A 20,352-nucleotide genomic window follows, 5' to 3' on the forward strand; every position below is an offset into this window, starting at 1 on the left:
TTTACATCGCCAGGTCTTCCTACATCACCACGGGGGCCAGCAGCCCCAGCAGGATCGGCACCGGCAGGGAGACCAGCAGACGGGTGCGGGTGAAGGCGGCCCCCAGCATGGGCAGCTCGTAGCTGATGATGCGCAGGATCGAATAGATGCACCAGGCGGTGACATAGGCGGTGATCGCCCCCAGGGTGGCGCCCGCCTTGATCGCAGAGGCGCCGATGGCGAAGGCTACGAAGGGCCCGCCCGGCGTCAGCGCACCGAAGAGCGAGGCGATCAGCAGCCCCGTCAGACCCGAGCTTTCGCCAAGGAAGCGCTGCACGTAGTCTTCGGGCAGCAGCAGGGCCAGGAAGCCGGCCGACAGCATCCCCAGCAAGAGACGCGGCAGCATGAAGAGGAAGGTATCCAGGCTGATCTGCCAGATCGTGCGCAGCTCGGAGCGGTGGTCGCGGTTCACCCGCGCCAGGGCCCAAACGGCGCCGGCCCAGATCAGGATCGTGCCGATGAGGATGTTCATTCCGCCGCCACCCCGCGCCGCGCCAGGTGGCGCACCGCCAGCCCCAGCAGGATCGGGATGGGCAGGGTCAGCAGCACCCGGACCAGCACGAAATGCGCCGGCAGGAACGACAGCTCCCAGATCAGGGTGCGATTGGCGGAAAGCAGCACCCAGCCCGAGACCATCGCCACCCCCGCCGCCAGGTCCGCCCCGGAGGCCAGCAGCCCCGCGGTCAGCGAGAAGGTCACCGCCGGCCCGCCCGGAAAGATCGCCCCGGCCAGCATGGCGACGGCCAGCCCGGTGACGCCGCTCTCGGGTCCGGCCAGCGCCATGATCCGCTCTCGCGGCAGGACGTAGCCAAGCGCCACCGCCAGCACCACGCCGCCGGCCACCTTGGGCAGCAGCACGGCGACGAAGCCCAGATCGGCCAGCAGGGTCTGCCAGAAGACATCGGGCCCGAACTTGATCCAGACCGCGCCGCCACTGAGCAGCAGGATGATGAAAAGAGTGATCAGGCCGCCGTCGATCATCTTTCGGTGCGAAGGCTGGCCGGGAGGTGTCACGTATATTTCTCGATGAAGTCGTCGATAGAGAGCGCCCGGATGTCGGGCAGGCGGTCCCGAAGCTGATCGTGGCTCCAGTCCCACCAGGCTATGGCCATCATCGCCTCTGCCTGCTCCGGTGTAAACCGGCGCTTGATATGTTTCGCGGGCACGCCGCCGACGATCTCGTAGGGGGCGACATCCTTAGAGACCACGGCCCCCGCGCCGATCACCGCGCCGGTGCCGATGGTGACCCCCGCCAGCACGGTCACCCCGTGGCCGATCCAGACATCATGGCCGATGGTCACCCAGTGATCCTTGCGCCACTGGAAGAATTCATGGTCGTCCTCGCCCAGTCCGAACATCTCGGCCCGGTAGGTGAAATGATGCTGCGAGGCCCGCCAGGTCGCGTGGTTGCCGGGGTTGATCCGGGCCCCCTGGGCGATCGAGCAGAACTTGCCGATGGAGGACCAGACGGCAGAGCTGTCCTTCACGATGTAGGAGTAATCGCCGAAGTCGACCTCCTTCATCGTGACATTGGCGTGGATCTCGGTCCAGCGGCCAAGCTCGCAGTTCACGACGGTGGCGGTTTCATGGACGTTCGGGGCTTCGGTCAGGGTTTTCATGCGGTGTCTTCGGTCAGGAGAAGGGAGGGGTGGTGCAGGCGGAAGCTGCGGTCTTCCAGGCGGGCCATCCGGCCGCCGATCACGGCAACGGGTTCGGACAGCAGCTTCTGGTCGTGAAGGCCCAGCCCCGGCAGGCTGAGCCCCATGGAATGTCCCACGGCGGCGCGGAAGCCCGGCTTGGGGTTCAGCCCCGGCGCGATCTTGCGGGTGCCCAGCTTCAGGTGATGGGCGATGTCCCATTCCTGCACCCCGGCCTCGGTCCGGGTGACGACCCAGCAATGGGCATCCTCGCACCAATCGCCCTTCTCGGCGGGGAAGAAGTAGCCCACCAGGTAGCCAGCCTCGATACCCTGGCTGCGCAGGGCGGCGATGAAATAGGTGTTGATGTCGACGCAGGAGCCCTCGGCCAGTCCGCAACCAAGCGCGGGCACATGGTCGAGCCCGTCGTTGAAGCGTTCTTCGGGATGGCCATAGGTGAACCGCTCGGCGGTGTGGCGGGCGATGCGCAGGCATTTCTCGGCCTGGCTGCCCTCCCCCGCGATATCGGCCACCTCGGCCACCAGCGCCTCGGCGGCGCGGGTGAACCGCGAGGAGGCCGGGCGGTAGAGCGCCTCGGGATAAAGCCCCGGCGTATCGCTGTAGCTGTAGCGCAGGGTCAGGCGCGGTGCCTCGGGGGTGATCGCCAGCACCTGCTGGCCGCTATTGGCCTCGGTCAGGACCTCGACCTTGCCGCCCGTGACCTCGCAGCCCTGGCAGCTGGCATGGGGCGTGCCGACCCCGGCTGGGGCCAGCAGCAGCGGAGCATCCGTGCCAAGCGCAATCTCGACGTGGTAGGCGCTCATTTCGCCGCGCCTTCGTTGAGGCCGATGATCCGGGAGCGGATCAGGCCCGAGAGGTAGTCGATGACATAGACCATGGCGATGATCAGGAAGATGATCGACCAGGCCTCGTCCCACTTGTAGGCGGCGATGCGGTCCGACAGCAGGAAGCCGATGCCGCCCGCGCCGACGATGCCCAGGATGGTGCCGGAACGGACGTTGGATTCGAAATTGTAGAGCAGGATCGACCAGATCACCGGCATCACCTGCGGCATCACGGCGAAGCGGATCTGCTGCAACCGCGCCCCGCCCGAGGCCCTGATGCCCTCGACCGGCTTTTCCGATGTGTTCTCGATGGCCTCTGAGAAGAGCTTGGCGAAGGTGCCGATCTCGGAAACCGCGATGGCCAGGATACCGGCCAGAGGGCCGAGGCCGAAAGCGCGGATGAAGATCAGGGCCAGCACCAGGGTTTCAAACGCGCGGATCACGTCGTAACCGCGCCGCACGCCCATGCGCAGGGGCCAGAAGCGGGTGATGTTCTTGGCGCCCAGGAACGAGAGCGGGAAGGCGAAGACCGCGCCGATGAGCGTGCCCATGAAGGCCATCGACAGGGTCTCTCCCAGCCCTTCGAGGATGGGCAGGAACTCGGCCCAGCTCTTCCAGATGTAGGGCGGCAGCATGAAGCCCAGCACGTCGCCGAAGCGCTGAAGGCCGGTCCAGATGCGGGCGGGCGAGAAGTCGAAGGCCCAGAGGCAGTAGCAGAAGAGCAGGGTGAAGCCGGCCCAGAGCGCCGCGCGGCGCAGGCGGATGGACAGGGGCGCGCGGAAGGCGGTCGGATAGGCGGCCTTGGCGGCGGCGATCTGTTCGGGTGTCATGTCGGGGGTCATGCGTCACGCTCTCCCAGGCCGATGATGCGATGGCGGAGTTTTTCCGAGCCGAAGTCGATGACGACCACGGTGACAAGGATGATCAGGAAGAGCGCCGAGAGGTCGGTGTATTCCTGGAAGGACATGGCGGTGCGGATCTCCTGCCCCAGGCCGCCTGCACCGACGTAGCCGATGATCGACGAGGACCGAACGTTGATCTCGAAGCGCAGCAGCGTGTAGCTGATGATGTTCGGCAGCACCTGCGGCACCACGGCGTAGCGGATCTGGTCGAACCAGGTGCCACCGGCGGCCTTCACGCCCTCGAGCGGGCGCATGTCGATGTTTTCATTCACTTCCGAGTAGAGCTTGCCGAGCGCGCCGCAGGCATGCAGCCCGACGGCCATGACGCCTGCCATGGGACCGACCGAGAAGCAGAAGACGAAGATCAACGCCCAGACGAGCTCGGGCACCGTGCGGGCGAACTCGAGGAAGCGGCGGGCGGCCCACAGCACGTAGCGATTGGGCGACAGGTTCCGCGAGGCGGGGAACGAGATCAGGAAGCCGCCGATGACGCCGAAGACCGTGGCCATGAAGGCGATCAGGATGGTCTCGACCAGCAGCCGCAGCCAGGTCTGCCAGCGCCAGAACCATTCGGCCAGGTCGGCGCCCAGGCTGTCCCATCGCAGGACGGGGAAGGTCTTGGTGATGAATTCACCGAGGCGCGGCAGGCCCGCGCCGATGATCCAGCGCCATTCCCGCGAGCCGTCGCGCAGGGTGACCTGGGTGACCTTGAAGAAGTCTCCAAGCCAGGCGGTCAGCAGGAAGGCGGCGAAGAAGAGAACGGCGCCGATGGCCCAGTTCACCCGCGCGCGGCGGCGTTTCAGCGCGAAGTCGCGCTCGAAGGCGGCGATGGCGGAGGGCCCCGACAGGGGTGGGGCGGCGGTGAACCCGGCGGTGGCTGTCATGGAAAGATCCGTCGAAAGGGGCGGAAAGGAAAGGGGCGGGCCCAAATGGACCCGCCCCGATGTCAGGCGATCAGGAGCCGCGACGCTCGCGCTTCAGCCAGTTGCGCATGTCGACGATCCACTGGTAGCGGTCGTGATCGACGCGGGTCCAGCCAACCGAGGGGTTGGGGTTCTCGGGATCGAAGGAGGAATAGAGCGCATAGCCCTCGGGATCTTCCTCGGGGAAGGAAAGATAGGCCTCGGTGATGTCTTCCACCATCTCGTCGGGCAGGTTGGTGCGGAAGGTGACGGGGCCGGAGGTGATCTCGGGGCTTTCCCAGATCTTGCAGATGACGCCGGCCTCGATCATGCCCTTGTCTTCCATGCGCTGGTAGATGCCCTGCGTTTCGTTGTTCTCGTAGGTCGAGGCGGTGTCGAAGGTGCCGTTGACGACACCCTGGACGTCGGCTTCGTGGCTGCCGCCGAAGGGGATGGCCGAGAAGTAGGTGGCCGGGTCGATGCCCAGACGTTCCTTCATGTTGAAGTAGGGCACGGCGAAGCCCGAGGTGCTGTCGGGATCGGCGAAGGCATGGACCTTGCCCTTGGCGTCTTCCAGGCTCTTGATGCCGCTGTCGCAACGGGTGACGACGATGGAGCGGTAGCCGGTGTTGCCGTCCTTCTTGATGGTGGTCAGGGTCGGGCGCACGCCGCCCTCGGTCAGGGTGTAGGCCGCGGCATAGGACGACGAGCCGAAGGAGGCGACCTCGATCTGGTCGGCGGCCATGGCCTGGATCACGCCGTCGTAGTTACCGGCAGTGAACATCTCGACCTCGACGCCAAGCGTCTTTTCCAGGTAGGCGCGCAGCGGTTCGTTGCGCATCAGGCGGTCTTTCTCGTTCTCGCCAGAGAGGATGCCGAATTTGACGACCTGGTAGTCGTCCTTCCAGCCGTCGGCCATGGCGGGGGCGGCGATCAGTGCGACGAGGGCAGCAGTGCTGAGCAGTTTCATGGGGATCTCCCTGGAGTTTCAGCGGGTGAGGGTCAGGCCGGGATCTTGGCGACGTGACCGGTGGAAACGGAGGTGGAGGTGACGGCCTCGTTGAACTCGGCCAGCCCTTCCGAACCGTAGATGTCGCGGACGACGTCATCGGTGAGTTGGGCGGCGGTGCCGTCGAAGAAGACCCGGCCTTCGCGCATGGCGATGATGCGGTCGCAATAGGCGCGGGCGGTGTCGAGGGTGTGCAGGTTGACCAGCACGGTCAGGCCGTCCTCGCGGTTGATGCTGCGCAGGGCTTCCATGACGCGGGTGGCATTGCCCGGATCGAGCGAGGCGATGGGTTCATCGGCCAGCATGATGCGCGGGTCCTGCACCAGGGCACGGGCGATGGCGACGCGCTGTTGCTGGCCGCCCGAAAGCGTGCCGGCCCGTTGCAGCGCCTTGGGCGCCATGTCCAGCCGGTCCAGCGCCTGGATGGCTCGGGTGCGCTCGGCATCCGAGAAGCGCAGGGTCATCGAGTTGAGGAACCCGTGGCCCGCCAGCTGGCCGACCAGCACGTTGGTCAGCACGTCCAGCCGGTCGACCAGGTTGAACTGTTGGAAGATCATCGCGCAGTCGCGGCGCCAGGCGCGCAGCTCGCGGCCCTTCATGGCGGTGATCTCGCGGTTTCCGAAGGTGATCTGCCCCTCGCTGGGATCGATCAGGCGGTTGATCAGGCGCAGCAGCGTCGACTTGCCGGCGCCCGAGCGGCCGATGACACCGACGAACTGGCCGGGCTCGACTTGCAGGGTCACATTGTCCACGGCGCGGGTTTCCCCGAAGCGGCGGGTGACGGAAGAGAGGGTCAGGGTTGCGTTTTCCATGAGCCGGACCGTCGCCCAGTTCCGTGACGTCCCGGCATCGTCCGAATGAATATTGCACTGAGGGGATGCTGCAGTTTTGTGAAAGGCGCCCATGTATCTCTCGGGATTCCAGTGACTTGCCGGGGCGCGCCCTGTCGCAGGGCCCGCGCGGGGCGCAGGAATTTGTCCGGATGACCCCGAATCCCACCGTCAAGGAGCGGTCATCAAACCGCAGCGGAACCGTTACGCGGGCGGTTTACTGATTCATTCGGACAACTGGCGCTTTCCGGGAACAGGACGGGATGATGCAGGAACACGCGGAACGCTTTGAAGGCCTGGCCGAGGCCTATGCCCTCTATCGCCCGGATTACCCGGCTCGTGCCTTCCGTGAGCTGCTGCCGCTCTCGACCTCGGACCGGGCGCTGGCGGTGGACGTGGGGGCCGGCCCCGGCACCTCGACCCGGCCCATGCGCGCGGCCCTGCCCGCAAGCTGGCTGGTCACGGCAGTGGAACCCGGCCGCGACATGCGCCGGGTGCTGGCGCGCAGCTTCCGCGAGGACCCTCGGGTGCAGGTCACAGATGGCACGGCCGAGGCGCTGCCGCTGCCCAGGGGGTCCGCCGGGCTGGTGGTCGCCTGTTCCGCCTTCCACTGCTTCGACGCGCAGGGCTTCTTTGCCGAGGCGCGGCGGGTGACGGCACCGGGCGGCGTACTGGCGCTTCTGCGCAACCGCATGGTGCCGACCCCGCTCAGCGAAGAGATCATGGCCCATGTCACCCGTGCGGCGCGCCAGGCCGGGGCGCTCTGGGACATCTCGGGCCACCGGGAGCCGACGGTGCGCGAGCTCTCTTCCGTCGAGGGCTTCAAGACCGCCCGGTCGCGCACCTACCGCTGGTCCGAGACCCGCGACCGGCGCGGGGTGGTGGACTTCTACCTGACGCGCTCTTCGGTCTGGTCGCTGGTGCGCCGGGTCGGGCTGGGGCCGGTGATGCGCGACCTGGAAGAAATCTGCGCCCGGCATATCGAAAAGGACACCGCCGCCCCCCTGGAGTGGGAGACGACGGTGAAATGGACTCAGCGGCGCTAGGTTCCGGCGTCTGGCCGCGACTACTGGCCCAGCCCCTCGCGTTCCAGCCAGTCCATCGAGGGCAGGATACCGGCCTTGTCGCGCAACTCGAGGATCAGGCGGGGCTTGGCTTCCAGCTCTCCGAGCGCCTTGAAGACCTCGTGCCAGCGGATCGAGCCGTGGCCGATCTGCCAGTGCCGGTCGGCATAGCCGTCAGCGTCCTGCAGGTGGACATGGCCCAGCATCTCGCCTGCCGAGCGGACGAAGAAGTCCACCGGCTGCGCGCCGGTCGAGCCATGGGCGTAATGCGCATGCCCGGTGTCGATCGACAGCTTGATCGCCTCGGAGCCGAAGCTTTCGGCCAGCACCTTGCGCCAGGCGGGGTCGATGTCCTCGATGTTCTCGAGCATCAGCGTGACGCCGGCACTTTCGGCCCGTTTCACCGCATCGCCCAGGCTTTCGTGGACCCAATCCGTCAGCCGCTCCATGGCGCCGGGATAGGTGGCCAGGTTGTGGTGGTCCCAGGTAGTGAAGGGCGAATGGATGACCATATGCGTCGCGCCAAGCGCCTCGCAGATCTCCAGCCCCTGCGCCATGCGGCGGGCCACCAGGGCGCGGATCTCGGGGTCGGGGTTGGCGAAGTTCAGCCCCCAGAAGGGCCCGTGGATGCCGTAGCGCCCGCCGAAACCGTCCAGCTGCGTCTTCGCCTCGTCCACCAGAGCCTGCCAGTCGCCCGAGACCAGCAGCGCGGGGTTCGAGAAGCTCTGGATTTCCAGATCGCGGTCCTTGTCGAAAAGCCAGTCGCGGTAGCTGGCCAGTTCAGAGACGCCGAGGGCGGCGCCGATCACGGGAAGGGTCATGGGATATTCCTTACTGGGCGGCGACGGCGGTCAGGCGTTGGTTGACGCTGCCGTCCGAGAAGATGAAGGCACCGTGGCGCAGGGTGGCGCGGACATGGCCGACGCCCTCGTCGTCGGCGATGACCAGGTCGGCCAGCTTGCCCGGCGCGATCTCTCCGCGATCCTCCAGGTGCAGCGCGCGGGCTGGGGTCAGGGTCGCCAGACGGGTCGACTCGGCCAGCCCGCCGGGCCGCATCGGCGCAAGGGCAAGGATGGCGGGCAGGATGGCCGAGGGGTGGTAGTCGGCCGCCAGGATATCCAGCAGGCCGTTGGCGTAGGCCTCGCGGGCGGAAAGGTTGCCCGAGTAGCTCTCGCCGCGCAGCGCATTGGGCGCGCCCATGGCGGTGAGCAACCCCCGCGCCTTGGCCTCGGCGGCGGCTTCCAGCGTGACCGGGAACTCCGAGATCGTGGCCCCGAGCGCATCCATCAGCGCGACCTTCTCGACCGTGTCGTCGTCATGAGAGGCGACGGCGATGCCATGCGCCGCACAGGTCTTCGAGATCGCCTCGAGCGTCGCACCCACGTCGCCCTGGGCTTCCAGCCGCAAGTCGATGCGGCGCTGGATGTTCTCGTCCGCCTCTTCGGGTGTGGCCCCGGCGCGGATCGCATTGGCGCGGATCTTCTCGAGATTCCGGTACTGCCCCTGCCCCGGCGTGTGATCCATCAGGGACACGAGGTCTGCGGTGCCATTGGCGATCAGCTCTTCGATCACCTCCAGCGCGTCGGGGAAGTTGACCTCGAAGCGGGTGTGGACGCGGTGGTCGACCTTCAGCGCGCCGCGCATGGTCTTCAGCGCCCGCAGCATCTGCGAGGAATGCGCATGGCTGCGCATGTGCCCATGCACCGACTTAGGCGTGAACGAGACTGCGGCATAGCCCGTGGTTATCCCGGCGACCTTCAGGCGGCGGTCCAGGTCGCGCAGGCCCAGCTCGAGCGGCATGGTCACATTGGGGCGCGGCTCGATCTCGCGCTCGATCATGTCGCCATGCATGTCGATGAAGCCGGGCATCAGCAGCAACCCGCGCCCGTCGATCTCGGCATGGGGGACGGGGGTGTCGCGCACCTCGGCGATCTTGCCGTCTTCGACACGGACAGAGCCCTGGGGCAGCACGGTGTCGGACAGGACGACGCGGAAGTCAGAGAGCCACATCGGCAGTCTCCTCGATAGGGGTCTTGGGTTTCAGGGGGATCTCGCGGTCGATCAGCGCCGCCACGTCGCCCGGATGGTGGAAGACGCCGATCATGGCGACGCCCTGCGCTTTCAGCTCGGCCAGGCGGGCGACCAGCGCCGCGCGGGCGCCCTTGTCGAGAGAGGCCGTCGGTTCGTCCAGCAGCAGCATCCGCTGCGGCAGGATCAGCGCGCGGGCCAAGTTCACCTTCTGCTGCTCACCGCCCGAGAAGGTCGTCGGGTAGGCGCGCCAGAGGTCGGGTTTCACGCCGAAGGCCGCCAGCCAGTGCCGCGCCTGCTCCAGCGCCTCGTCCCTGCCGTATCCCGCAAGGCGCATCGGCTCGGCGACGATATCCTCGGCCGCGACACGGGGGCGGGCGTTGAGGAACTGGGTGACGAAGCCGATCTCGGTCCGGCGCAGGTGCGCCACGTCGATATCGGCGGCATTGGCCATGTCGATCACCCCCTCGCGGGAATGGAACCAAAGGTGCCCGGCGACGGGCAGGTAGCTGCGGTAGAGGGTGCGAAGAAGGGTGGACTTGCCGACGCCGTTCGGTCCCGACAGCAGCAGGAATTCGCCCGCGTGCAGGGTGAAGGAGAGGTCCTCGAAGGCCGGAAGGGACTGGCCCAGGTGGTGCATCTCGAAGGTCTTGGTCAGACCTTGAACATCCAGGATCGTTGTCATGAGGTGCCTCAGAGTTTCGCGTGGACAAGTTGCTGGGTGTAGGCGTGCTGCGGGTCCTGGAAGACCTGGTCGGCAAGCCCTTCCTCAACCACCCGGCCATGGCGCATCACCATCACCCGGTCGGCCATGGTGCGGATCACGCCCAGATCGTGGCTGACCAGTACCATGGTGATGCGACGTTCCTGTTGCAGCCGCTTCAGCGTATCCAGCACCAGCGCCTGAACGGAGACATCCAGCCCCGTGGTCGGTTCGTCCAGCAGCAGAACGGCGGGTTCCAGCGCGATGGCCTTGGCCAGCTGCACCCGCTGCTGCATCCCGCCCGACAGTTCGATCGGCGGGGCATCCATGCGGGGGATCGGGAATTCGGAGGCCTCAAGCGCCACCTGCGCCTTCTCGCGCAGCACGGCGAAACGGCGTTCGCCCGCGACCAGCAGCCGCTCGGCGACGTTGCCGGAGGACGAATGCTTCATCAGCAGCCCAAGGTGCGGGTTCTGGTAGACGATGCCAATACGGCGGGCGCGCAGCATCCGCCGTTCGAAACGGTCGAGCGTAAACAGGTCCTCGGGCAGCTCGGGCAGGTCCAGCCGGTAGCGGCCAGCGTCCGGGCTTTCCTCGAGGTTCATCATGCGCAGCAGCGTCGACTTACCGGAGCCGGATTCCCCCACGATGCCAAGCACTTCGCCCGGGTAGACGCGGGCGGAAACGTCATCCAGCGCGCGGACGTTGCCATAGGTCTTCGACAGGCCCGACAGCTCCATCAGCGGCTGGGTGCGGACGAGGCGCGGGGCCTCTTTCATCAGGGCGCTCATGCCAGCTCTCCGTTTCTGTACCAGGTCTGTCCGACGGTCGGTGTGCCGCCGTCGCGGGCGTCGATGGCCTTGATGCCGAAGTGGCTGTCCGAGACCTCATAGCCCGCAGAGCCGTCCTCTTGCGGGATCTCGTTCATGAAGTAGCCGGTGACGCCGGAGCGGGCGCAGGTCAGATGGGCGTGGTCCTCGACCTTGTAAGGCACGTCGTCGAAGACCAGCGGCTCGACCCGCGTGTAGGGCGGCACGGCGAAGATGCGCTTTTCGCGGCCGGCCGACAGGATCGTCAGGTGTTCGGCCATGTGCAGCTTCTTCACGTCCCAGCGGGGGATCGGGGAGGGGGTCATCACGTGGCGACCATTCACCATCGCCGGGTAGGAGGCCCCCAGCATCACCCGGCCCGAGCGGACCATCTGCTCGTAAAGCTGCAGCCACATCCGCCCGTAGTCGGCATCCGCATGCATCTGGCGGGCGGTGGACATGTTGGGCTCGACCCCGCGCAGGGGTTCGGGGTTGGGGACCTGCAGGATCAGGATCTGGTCGCGGCTCAGTTTCTCTTCCGGGATGCGGTGGCGCGACTGGATCAGCGTGGCGTCCAGCGTGTCCCAGGTTTCCGAGGCACCCGAGACGCGCGACAGGAAGCGGCGGATCGAGGCGGCGTTGACGCTGTCATCAGCGCCCTGGTCGATCACCTTCACGGTGGAGGACGGCTTGACCAGCGTCAGGGTCACCTGAAGCCCGCCGGTGCCCCAGCCCCGTGCAATCGGCACCTCGCGCGAGGCATAGGGCATCTGGCAGCCGGGCACCGAGACGGCCTTGATCATCTTGCGGCGCAGCTCGCGCTTGGCGGAAGGATCGAGGAAGCCATAGGAAAACGCCTTCCAGCGGCCTGTGAGATCTGAAAGGCTCATGCGGTTTCCTCTTTCTTGTCAGTGGGTTGCGCCTGTTCCGCCTTGGCGGTCTTCGCCGCGCGCAGGTTGTCCAGCGAGGACTGGAAGGTGACGTAGTGGGGCAGCTTGAAGTGAATGCAGAAGCCCGAGCTTTCGACGGGCTCGGTATGGTAGAGGAAGAATTCCTCTTCGACGGGCGAGTTCTTCTCGGCCCCCGGCGCGTTCAGGTCCAGCGTGGCGGCAGAGATGCATTTGACCTCGTTCCAGCCCAGCGTGGCGGTGAAGCCGAGGCGCAGTTCCCCCTTGCCCTTGGTGGTCACCACCTCGGCCTGGGATGTCTTGACCCGACCTGCCGAGAAGCGCCGCCCGTCTGGGTGGGCGACCATGACCTCGACCTCCGAAAGGCGCAGCTCGTTCACTGTCGGGTGGCTGTTGCCGTAGCCGCGCATGGCCGAGTAGCCGAGCGCCAGCGTGCCGCCAGTATCGGCTCGGGCCAGGCTTTGCAGCGTATGGGCGCGCTTGGCGGGGAAGAGCAGCGGCTCGCGGGTCAGGTCGGGGATCTCGTCGCGCGGCACCGGGGCGGCCTCGGGCGTGGTCACCAGACCCTGCGCGCGCTGCCATTCGGCCAGCGAGGGATGCGTGGCGGGGGCGGGTTTCGCAGCGGGCTCGACTGCGGGCGGGGCATAGGGCTGGTCCTCAAGCACCTCGGTCGCCAGCAGGCGGTGCGCGTAGTCCAGCGTCGGTCCCAGGATCTGGCCGCCGGGGATGTCCTTGAAGGCGGCAGAGATGCGGCGATGGGTGAAACCGGCGTCCGGGGCGACCACCTCGGCGATCTGCAACCGGGGCTGGGTGGTGCGCCAGGCGCGCAGCAGCAGCAGCGCCTCGTAGAGGTCCCCGCCCGATTGGGCCAGGGCCAGCGCCGCAAGGTCGGGGGCGTAGAGAGAGGCCTCGCCCATCACCCGGTCGACAAGGGCCGGCAGGGCCTTTTCGATCTCGGCCACGCGGGCGGCGTCGATCTGGCCCATCTGGGCACGGTAGAGCCTTTCGCTCTGTTCGATGGCGCGTTCGCCACCGCGGGTTGCCACATATGCCATGTCTCAGACCTCCGTCACTTGGGAAGAGCGGGGCAGGGCCAGCAGGCGGGCCCCGTCGTGGATCAGCACCTCGAGGCCGCGCGGGTAGGCGCAGAGCCGGGCGCGCAGGTCCCAGAAGACGGGGTGGATGCCATCAAGGCAGATGCGCTCGACCGACTTGATGCCGGGGCCGGTGAGTTGCAGCGCCTGGCCTGCGCCGATCCTTGCCGGCACGATCAGGGTCGCGCCCTCGTCGGGGTAGAGGTGAGAGCCGGTGTCGAGCCCGGCGATCACCTCCAGCGCCTCGGCGCTGTCGGCGGCCATGAAGACGTGATCGGCCTCATGCGCGGGCACCAGGGCCGCGCCGGTGGCGGGGATCCGGGCCAAGAGCGTCTCGTCCTGGCTATGCACCTTGCATTCGCGGTCCAGCAGCGCCAGCGCGATGCAGAGGGGGCCGGGGTCTGGCAGGTCGCGGACAGTGCCGGGGCGCGAGAGGGCGCCAAGGACGGCCTCGAATGTCGCGTTGTCGCGGATTTCCTCGGCGTCGGGCAGGGGGGTGGCAAGCATCAGAAGGTCTCCATGTCGACGCGGGTGGCTTCGATCCGGCGCAGGGTTTCGGTGTCCGCGGCCTGCTGCGCCTGGGCCTCTGCCTCGATGAAGGCGCGGATGCGGTCGGCGGCGGTGCCGTCGCTGAGCGCGGCATCCAGCAGGGCCATGGCCATGGCGCGTTCGATGTCGCGGCCCGTGACCATGCCGTAGCCCTCGGTGCCCGAGGGCAGGCGGACATGGGCTTCGGCCACCAGCACTTCGCCGAGGTGGAACTCCACCCCCTGCACCGTGTCGCGCATGGGCAGCATCACGAGGCCGGTGCCGCTTTTCAGCACCTGCATGTCCCCGAGCCGGGGCAGGATCTCTTCGGCCAGGTGCTTGAGGCGCGCGGCATCGGCGCGGGCCAGGGTGGTCAGGTCGTCAGAGGGCATCTCGCCCCCGTGTCTGTCGAACATGGCTTATTCCGGGAAATCGAGGGTGAAACGGATGCGGCCCGCGGCGTAGATCGCCTCGGACCAGCCGATGGGTTGACCCGAGAGGTCTTCGTCGGTCTTGCACATGACGATGACGGGCTGGTCGGCGGGCTGCTCCAGCAGCTTGGCTTCCCATTTCTCGGGCAGGCGGGCGTAGATGGTGGTGGTGCGGCGGCGGTAGTCCGTCACGCCGTAGCTGGCGTAGATGTCGGTGACCGACATGCGGCTGCGGCGCTTCACGCCGAGGTCGGGGAAACGCTCGGCGGGGTGGAAGCTGCGGTTCAGGCCAAGCGGATGGTCATCGGCGCGCGAGCGGCCGAGGATGCGGTGCACCGGCGTGCCGGGCGGCAGCGAGAGCTCTTGCGCCACGTCGGGTTCGGCGGGGGTGATATCGGCGGTGATCGTCTCTCCGCCCGGCTTCACGCCCTGGCTTTCCAGGTTCTCGCGGAAGCGGGTGCGGCGGCCGATGCGGTAGTTGATCCGGGGCTGGCCACGCACGAAGGTGCCCCGCCCCTGTTCGACCGAAAGCACCCCCTCGGCGGCCAGAGAGGCCACGGCGCGGCGCAGCGAGTGCCGCCCGACGCCGATCTGCCGCGAGAGCTCCTGCTCGGTCGGCAGCTTGTCGCCCTGGGCCAGATCGCGCGTGGCGATACTGTCCATGATCCAGTCGCGGGCGATCTGCCAGTTGCCGCTCATTCCGCTTCCCCATCGTCACATTCATTCGGATGTTTTGGGGATAGGGGGCGATGATCTCATCGCAATGACGCGGCTGTAAAACAAATGCGACATGCCGCGCCGGGACGCTGGCGGGGGCGATGGCAGCGGCGATGTCGCGGACCATGCCACGGATGCCGGGCATGAAAAAGCCCGGACCGCCGATCTCTCAGGCGTGGTCCGGGCCGTCGTTGCTGTCCCTCCGGGCGGAGGGGATCAGAAGTCGAGGTTCTCGACGCTCAGGGCGTTCTTCTGGATGAACTCGCGGCGCGGCTCGACCACGTCGCCCATGAGCTTGGTGAAGAGATCATCGGCCTCGGCCATGTCGTCCACGGTGACCCGCAGCAGGGTGCGCGCATCCGGGTCCAGCGTGGTTTCCCACAGCTGGTCGGGGTTCATCTCGCCCAGGCCCTTGTAGCGCTGGATCGCCAGGCCCTTCTCGCCCTCGGTCAGGATGGCCGAGAGCAGGCCCAGGGGGCCATAGATCATCTGGCTGCGGTCCTTGCGCACCAGCTGGGCCGGGACGTTGTAGATCTCTTGCAGCGAAAGGGTGAAGCTGCCGGTCTTGCGGGCCTCGCCCGAGCGCAGCATCGGGCCGTCCAGGGTGCGCACCTCTTCCACGCCGCGCAGGATACGGGCCAGGCGGATGCCGTGATCCTGGGTGATCCGGCCCTGCCAGCCGCGCTCGTATTCCAGCGCGATCAGGTCGAGACGGGTCGCCACCTTGTCGGCCACGCCCTGCAGGTCGGCATCCACCGCGCCGGGCACGAAGGCCCCGGCGATGGCGGCCTGTTCCAGGATGTGGCGCGGGTAATGGGTGGGGAAGGCATCCAGCACGCGCTTCAGCTGTCGGGCTTCCTGCACAACGCGCTTCAGGTCTTCGGCGGCCAGCTCGGTGCCGTCGCCGAGACGCAGCAGCGCGGCGTCGGTGCCCTGTTCGATCAGGTAATCGTCCATCGCCGCCTGGTCCTTCAGGTAGACCTCGGACTTGCCACGGCTGGCTTTGTAAAGCGGCGGCTGCGCGATGTAGAGATAGCCCTTCTCGATCAGCTCGGGCATCTGGCGATAGAAGAAGGTCAGCAGCAGGGTGCGGATGTGCGCGCCGTCGACGTCGGCGTCGGTCATCAGGACGATCTTGTGATAGCGCAGCTTGTCGATGTTGAACTCGTCGCGGCCGATCCCGGTGCCGAGCGCCATGACGAGGTTGCCGATCTCCTGGCTGCCCAGCATGCGGTCGAAACGCGCCCGCTCGACGTTCAGGATCTTGCCCTTCAGCGGCAGGATCGCCTGGGTCCGCCGGTCGCGGCCCGTTTGGGCGGAACCACCGGCCGAGTCACCCTCGACGATGAAGATTTCGGTCTCGGTCGCATCCTTGGAGGAGCAATCCTTCAGCTTGCCGGCAAGGAAGTTCACATCCATCGCCGTCTTGCGCCGGGTCAGCTCGCGCGCCTTGCGGGCAGCTTCACGGGCCAGCGCCGCCTCGACGATCTTGCCGACGATCATCTTGGCTTCGTTGGGGTTCTCCTCGAACCACTCCGACAGCTTCTCGCCCACCAGGTTCTCGACCACCGGCCGCACCTCGGAGGAGACCAGCTTGTCCTTGGTCTGGGAGCTGAACTTAGGGTCCGGCACCTTGACCGAGAGCACGCAGGTCAGGCCCTCGCGCGCGTCATCGCCCGAGAAGGTGACCTTCTCGCGCTTGGCCACGCCGCTTTCCTGCGCGTAGCGGGTCAGGGTCCGGGTCAGCGCGCCGCGGAAGCCCGCCATGTGGGTGCCGCCGTCGCGCTGCGGGATGTTGTTGGTGAAGGGCAGCACGGTCTCGTGGTAGCTGTCGTTCCACCACATCGCCACCTCGACGCCGATGCCGTCGCGCTCGCCGGTGATGAAGATCGGATCGGTCATCATCGACTGCTTCGAGCGGTCGAGATACTTGACGAATTCCTTCACGCCGCCTTCGTAGAAGAGCTCTGTCTTCAGGGCCTCGGCGGGGCGGTGGTCTTCCAGCACGATGCGCACGCCGGAGTTCAGGAAGGCCAGCTCGCGCAGGCGCTTCTCCAGCGTGGCGTAATTGTATTCCAGGTTCGAGAAGGTCTGCGTCGAGCTGAGGAAGCGCACCTCGGTGCCCTTCTCGCCGTTCGCGTCGCCGACGACCTCCAGCGGCTTCACCGTCTCGGAGTTCTCGAAGCGGACGTAGTGTTCCTTGCCGTCGCGCCAGATGCGCAGCTCGAGCCAGTCGGACAGCGCGTTCACCACCGAGATGCCGACGCCGTGCAGACCGCCCGAGACCTTGTAGGAGTTCTGGTCGAACTTACCGCCCGCGTGCAGCTGGGTCATGATGACCTCGGCCGCCGAGACGCCCTCCTCGGGGTGGATCGAGACCGGAATGCCGCGCCCGTTGTCGCGCACGGAGACCGAGTTGTCAGCGTGGATCACGACCTTCACGAAGTCGGCATATCCGCCAAGCGCCTCGTCGATGCCGTTGTCCACGGCCTCGTAGATCATGTGGTGCAGACCCGAGCCGTCATCGGTATCACCGATATACATGCCGGGACGTTTGCGCACCGCGTCCAAGCCTTTGAGAACCTTGATAGATCCGGCGTCGTAACTGGGAGTTTGCTCGGGGGTGTCCGACATGCGTCTGGCGTCCTCTTCTCTGTCCCGATTTTATAGCCGGAGCGAGGGGGAATGTCACGCGGATGACATGCATTAAAGGGCCTGCGCGGGGCTATCCGCCGCTCCGTCGCGGCGGCGGATCGGCGCCCGGCGCGGGCCGGCTCTCGGGGGTGGGGATTGCCCGGTTCCGATGTGGCGCCGCTGGGGCGACGGGGCCCCCGATCAGGTACAGGATCGGGCCCCGGATCAGGTCTTGGGCAGGTCCAGCCGGCCCGTCTCGCCAAGCGGCCAGAAGGGGTTGTGCGCCAGTTCCCACACATGGCCGTCGGGGTCGGCGTAATAGCCAGAGTAGCCGCCCCAGAAGACTTCCTCGGGGGCCTTCAGCGCCTCGGCACCCGCGGCGAGGGCCTGAGCATAGGCGGCGTCCACTCCGGCCCGGTCGTGGAAATTCTGCGCCAGGGTCATGGCGCCGGTGCCAAGGGGCGCTCCGGGGCGGCCCTGGTCCTTGGCCAGGGCCTCGCGTCCGAAGAGACCCAGCAGCAACCCGTCCATCTGGTAGAACGAGACGCCCTCCTGTTCCTCGGCGGGCTGCCAGCCCAGGGCGGCATAGAAGGCGCGGGCGCGGCCCAGATCCTCGACGCCGAGGGTGATCAGGGTGACCCGTTGCACGGGCAGGGCGGGTGTCTCGGTCATGGGGCTGTCCTTTCTTCGGCGCGGCTTTCGCCGGCCTCCTCCGTCACCTCCAGATACTGCGCCCTTTCGCCCAGCCCTTCAAACAGTTCCGGCCCGGTGCCGGTCATCCAGGCCTGCGCCCCAAGCGCGCAGATCTCGTCGTAGAGGGCGGCGCGGCGGTTGGCGTCGAGGTGGGCGGCAACCTCGTCCAGCAGCAGGATCGGCGGGGCGCCGAAATCCCGCGCCAGGCCGCGTGCATTGGCCAGGATCAGGCTGACCAGCAGCGCCTTCTGTTCGCCGGTCGAGGCATCCCGCGCGGGAATGCCCTTCACCGCCCAGAAGGCCTCCATGTCGACCCGGTGCGGCCCCAGCAGGGTGCGCCCGGCAGCCATATCGCGGCGGCGGCTTTCCTCGAAGCCCGACTGCAGTTCCGCCGCGCTCTGGGGCATCGGCCCTTCGGGGTGCGACAGCGACAGCTGCGGCGCGGGGAAGGCGGTCTCGGCCTCCTCGGTGGCCTGGGCGACCAGGTGCAGCGCCTTCAGGCGGTTCAGGGTGATCTCTTCCCCCGCCTCGGCCATCTGGCGCTCCAGGGCGGTGTACCAATGGGCGTCGCGCACCATGTCCTTCAGCAGGCGGTTGCGCTCTCGCATGGCCTTCTCGTAGGCGAGGCTGGCATCGGCATGGGTGGGGAAGAAGGACAGCACCATGCGGTCCAGGAACCGCCGCCGCCCCTCGGCACCCTCGGTCCAGAGCCGGTCCATCGAGGGCACCAGCCAGAGCACCCGCGCGATCCGGCCAAGCGCCAGCTGTGCCGCCGCCTTGTCGTCGATTCGCAGGGCGCGGGACTGGCCCGGCTCCAGCTGCATCTCGACCTCGTGGACCTGGTGCAGGCTGCGCAGCACGCCAGAGAGCTTCCAGCCGATGGCCTCGGGACGGCGCACCATGTCCTCTGCCGCCGCCCGGCGCAGACCGCGCCCGGGAGAGAACATGGACACCGCTTCAAGGATGTTGGTCTTGCCGGCGCCGTTCGGCCCCCAGATGGCCACGGGCCGCCCGTCGGTGGACAGGCTGCCGCGCCGCCAGGAGCGGAAATGCGACAGGTCCAGCCGGGTCAGACAGAGCCGTCCCATTGGCCGAACCCCTCTATTCGATGGCTAAAAATACTCTCGCCGAAGGCAATCGCGGCAGCGATCGCGCTTAGACGCGCATCGGCATGACGACATAGACCGCGCTCAGGTCATTGCCTTCGCGCATCAGGGTCGGGTCACCGGAAGAGTTGAACATGAAGACGGCGTTCTCGCGGTCGACCTGAGAGGCGATCTCGAGCAGGTACTTGGCGTTGAAGCCGATTTCCAGACGCTCGTCGGCATAGGCCACGGCCAGCTCTTCCTCGGCGGCGCCGCTGTCAGGTGCGTTGACCGACAGGATCAGGCGGTCCTCGTCCAGCGACAGCTTCACGGCACGCGAGCGCTCGGAGCTGACGGTGGCCACACGGTCCACGGCCTTGGCGAATTCGGCGGCGTCCACTTCCAGGCGGCGGGTGTTGCCGGCGGGAATCACGCGCGAGTAATCCGGGAAGGTGCCGTCGATGACCTTGGAGGTCAGGGTGATCTGCGGGGTGGCGAAGCGGATCTTGGTCTCGGAGACCGAAACGGCGATCTGCATCTCGTCGTCGTCCAGCAGCTTGCGCAGCTCGCCCACGGTCTTGCGGGGCACGATGACGCCGGGCATCTCTTCGGCGCCCTCTGGCAGGGCGGCGTCGATACGGGCCAGGCGGTGGCCATCGGTGGCCACGCAGCGCAGGGCACGACCCTCGTCGCCTTCGGCCACATGCATGTAGACGCCGGTCAGGTAATAGCGGGTTTCCTCGGTCGAGATGGCGAACTTCGACTTGTCGAAGAGCCGCCGCAGCACCGGCGCGGGGGCCGAGAAGTTCGAGGCATATTCCGACGAGGCCATGACCGGGAAGTCTTCCTTGGGCAGGGTCGCCAGGTTGAAGTTCGACCGGCCGGCTTGAACCGTCAGGCGGCCCGCTGCGCCGTCATCCGACAGGGTGACCATGGCACCGTCGGGCAGCTTGCGGACGATCTCGTGCAGGGTGACGGCGGAAACCGTGGTGGACCCGGCGCGCTCGACCATGCAGGGCGCCTTGTCGACGACCTCGATATCAAGGTCGGTGGCGCGGAAGTGGACGTCGCTGCCTTCGGCCTCGATCAGCACGTTGGCAAGGATCGGGATCGTGTTGCGCCGCTCGACGACGGATTGCGCCTGGGCGACGGCCTTCAGAAGCGCGGCACGTTCGATGCTGAATTTCATGGCCCTCATTCCCTGTGCTGGTACCGGAGCCCCTCCGGGACCGATAAGCTACCCGTTTCTACCGGCAGTACAACGGTTTTCCACGTTTTCGGTGCTGCGGAACGGGAGGTCAAGCAGGCAGCGGTGGAGAAAGGCAGCGGTGCGGCCTGCGCGTGTCACCTGCGGACAATCGTCATCACTTGCCGCTGTGCACCCGCAGGTCGGCCAAGGCCGTGCCCGCGCCCTGCAGAGGTGCGGACAGATGAAGGGAGCCCTGCCGCGAATCAGCGCAGGCCGGGCAGAGCGGCAGCGAAAGGCGAACTGGA

At 67.2% G+C, this 20,352-nt stretch carries 22 protein-coding genes; 1 reads left to right on the forward strand and 21 read right to left on the reverse strand.

Annotated elements, in window-relative coordinates; genetic code table 11:
- Window positions 1–19: 19 nt before the first annotated feature.
- The 8 genes from CRO50_RS03065 to phnC all read right to left on the reverse strand — a co-directional run bounded on the left by CRO50_RS03065 (window position 20) and on the right by phnC (window position 6,146).
- A complete protein-coding gene (locus CRO50_RS03065) occupies window positions 20–511 on the reverse strand; it encodes a permease (protein ID WP_097144389.1) in 492 nt (163 codons plus the stop codon).
- Window positions 508–1,053, reverse strand: a complete 546-nt coding sequence (locus CRO50_RS03070; protein ID WP_143516841.1) for a hypothetical protein — start codon at window positions 1,051–1,053, stop codon at window positions 508–510. The genes CRO50_RS03065 and CRO50_RS03070 overlap by 4 nt, the downstream gene beginning before the upstream one ends.
- Window positions 1,050–1,658: a DapH/DapD/GlmU-related protein gene (locus CRO50_RS03075; protein WP_097144391.1), complete on the reverse strand. Its 609-nt coding sequence runs from the start codon at window positions 1,656–1,658 to the stop codon at window positions 1,050–1,052. Before CRO50_RS03075 ends, CRO50_RS03070 begins: the two co-directional genes overlap by 4 nt.
- Window positions 1,655–2,500, reverse strand: coding sequence for a transglutaminase-like domain-containing protein (locus CRO50_RS03080; RefSeq protein ID WP_097144392.1), 846 nt, complete (start codon window positions 2,498–2,500; stop codon window positions 1,655–1,657). Before CRO50_RS03080 ends, CRO50_RS03075 begins: the two co-directional genes overlap by 4 nt.
- Window positions 2,497–3,363: a phosphonate ABC transporter, permease protein PhnE gene (gene phnE / locus CRO50_RS03085; protein WP_097144393.1), complete on the reverse strand. Its 867-nt coding sequence runs from the start codon at window positions 3,361–3,363 to the stop codon at window positions 2,497–2,499. Before phnE (CRO50_RS03085) ends, CRO50_RS03080 begins: the two co-directional genes overlap by 4 nt.
- The gene (gene phnE / locus CRO50_RS03090; protein WP_097144394.1) at window positions 3,360–4,307 is read right to left on the reverse strand and encodes a phosphonate ABC transporter, permease protein PhnE; all 948 of its coding nucleotides are present in this window, start codon (window positions 4,305–4,307) and stop codon (window positions 3,360–3,362) included. Before phnE (CRO50_RS03090) ends, phnE (CRO50_RS03085) begins: the two co-directional genes overlap by 4 nt.
- Window positions 4,308–4,377: 70 nt before the next feature.
- Window positions 4,378–5,295: a phosphonate ABC transporter substrate-binding protein gene (phnD, locus tag CRO50_RS03095; RefSeq protein WP_097144395.1), complete on the reverse strand. Its 918-nt coding sequence runs from the start codon at window positions 5,293–5,295 to the stop codon at window positions 4,378–4,380.
- Between the two features lie 32 nt (window positions 5,296–5,327).
- Window positions 5,328–6,146 carry a phosphonate ABC transporter ATP-binding protein gene (phnC, locus tag CRO50_RS03100; RefSeq protein ID WP_097144396.1) on the reverse strand — a complete coding sequence of 273 codons (819 nt, stop codon included), beginning with the start codon at window positions 6,144–6,146 and terminating at the stop codon, window positions 5,328–5,330.
- A gap of 284 nt (window positions 6,147–6,430) precedes the next feature.
- On the opposite strand from phnC, the gene CRO50_RS03105 reads away from it, so the two are divergent.
- Window positions 6,431–7,210 (forward strand): class I SAM-dependent methyltransferase, encoded by a 780-nt coding sequence (locus CRO50_RS03105; protein WP_157791743.1) that lies wholly within the window; start codon window positions 6,431–6,433, stop codon window positions 7,208–7,210.
- A gap of 20 nt (window positions 7,211–7,230) precedes the next feature.
- Here CRO50_RS03105 and CRO50_RS03110 read toward each other — a convergent pair whose 3' ends face one another.
- From CRO50_RS03110 to dnaN, 13 genes are all read right to left on the reverse strand, one after another.
- Window positions 7,231–8,049: a sugar phosphate isomerase/epimerase family protein gene (locus CRO50_RS03110; protein ID WP_097144398.1), complete on the reverse strand. Its 819-nt coding sequence runs from the start codon at window positions 8,047–8,049 to the stop codon at window positions 7,231–7,233.
- Window positions 8,050–8,059: 10 nt separating this feature from the next.
- Window positions 8,060–9,238: an alpha-D-ribose 1-methylphosphonate 5-triphosphate diphosphatase gene (locus tag CRO50_RS03115; RefSeq protein ID WP_097144399.1), complete on the reverse strand. Its 1,179-nt coding sequence runs from the start codon at window positions 9,236–9,238 to the stop codon at window positions 8,060–8,062.
- Window positions 9,225–9,941, reverse strand: coding sequence for a phosphonate C-P lyase system protein PhnL (locus tag CRO50_RS03120; RefSeq protein WP_097144400.1), 717 nt, complete (start codon window positions 9,939–9,941; stop codon window positions 9,225–9,227). The genes CRO50_RS03115 and CRO50_RS03120 overlap by 14 nt, the downstream gene beginning before the upstream one ends.
- Before the next feature lie 8 nt (window positions 9,942–9,949).
- A complete protein-coding gene (locus CRO50_RS03125) occupies window positions 9,950–10,750 on the reverse strand; it encodes an ATP-binding cassette domain-containing protein (protein WP_097144401.1) in 801 nt (266 codons plus the stop codon).
- On the reverse strand, window positions 10,747–11,658 hold the full coding sequence (locus tag CRO50_RS03130; RefSeq protein WP_097144402.1) for an alpha-D-ribose 1-methylphosphonate 5-phosphate C-P-lyase PhnJ: 912 nt from the start codon (window positions 11,656–11,658) through the stop codon (window positions 10,747–10,749). The genes CRO50_RS03125 and CRO50_RS03130 overlap by 4 nt, the downstream gene beginning before the upstream one ends.
- Window positions 11,655–12,731 carry a carbon-phosphorus lyase complex subunit PhnI gene (locus CRO50_RS03135; RefSeq protein ID WP_097144403.1) on the reverse strand — a complete coding sequence of 359 codons (1,077 nt, stop codon included), beginning with the start codon at window positions 12,729–12,731 and terminating at the stop codon, window positions 11,655–11,657. Before CRO50_RS03135 ends, CRO50_RS03130 begins: the two co-directional genes overlap by 4 nt.
- A gap of 3 nt (window positions 12,732–12,734) precedes the next feature.
- Window positions 12,735–13,277 carry a phosphonate C-P lyase system protein PhnH gene (gene phnH, locus CRO50_RS03140; protein WP_097144404.1) on the reverse strand — a complete coding sequence of 181 codons (543 nt, stop codon included), beginning with the start codon at window positions 13,275–13,277 and terminating at the stop codon, window positions 12,735–12,737.
- Entirely contained in the window at window positions 13,277–13,714 is a 438-nt protein-coding gene (gene phnG / locus CRO50_RS03145; protein ID WP_097144405.1) for a phosphonate C-P lyase system protein PhnG, read from the reverse strand. The genes phnH and phnG overlap by 1 nt, the downstream gene beginning before the upstream one ends.
- 3 nt (window positions 13,715–13,717) lie before the next feature.
- Window positions 13,718–14,428 carry a phosphonate metabolism transcriptional regulator PhnF gene (phnF, locus tag CRO50_RS03150; protein ID WP_097144406.1) on the reverse strand — a complete coding sequence of 237 codons (711 nt, stop codon included), beginning with the start codon at window positions 14,426–14,428 and terminating at the stop codon, window positions 13,718–13,720.
- Between the two features lie 234 nt (window positions 14,429–14,662).
- A complete protein-coding gene (gene gyrB, locus CRO50_RS03155) occupies window positions 14,663–17,080 on the reverse strand; it encodes a DNA topoisomerase (ATP-hydrolyzing) subunit B (protein WP_097144407.1) in 2,418 nt (805 codons plus the stop codon).
- A gap of 225 nt (window positions 17,081–17,305) precedes the next feature.
- Window positions 17,306–17,734: a VOC family protein gene (locus tag CRO50_RS03160; protein WP_097144696.1), complete on the reverse strand. Its 429-nt coding sequence runs from the start codon at window positions 17,732–17,734 to the stop codon at window positions 17,306–17,308.
- A gap of 14 nt (window positions 17,735–17,748) precedes the next feature.
- Window positions 17,749–18,861 (reverse strand): DNA replication/repair protein RecF, encoded by a 1,113-nt coding sequence (gene recF, locus CRO50_RS03165; protein ID WP_097144408.1) that lies wholly within the window; start codon window positions 18,859–18,861, stop codon window positions 17,749–17,751.
- Window positions 18,862–18,928: 67 nt separating this feature from the next.
- Window positions 18,929–20,047, reverse strand: a complete 1,119-nt coding sequence (gene dnaN / locus CRO50_RS03170) for a DNA polymerase III subunit beta (RefSeq protein ID WP_097144409.1) — start codon at window positions 20,045–20,047, stop codon at window positions 18,929–18,931.
- Between the last annotated feature and the right edge of the window lie 305 nt (window positions 20,048–20,352).

Source organism: Pseudooceanicola antarcticus, from assembly GCF_900215355.1.
Lineage (GTDB): Bacteria > Pseudomonadota > Alphaproteobacteria > Rhodobacterales > Rhodobacteraceae > Pseudooceanicola > Pseudooceanicola antarcticus.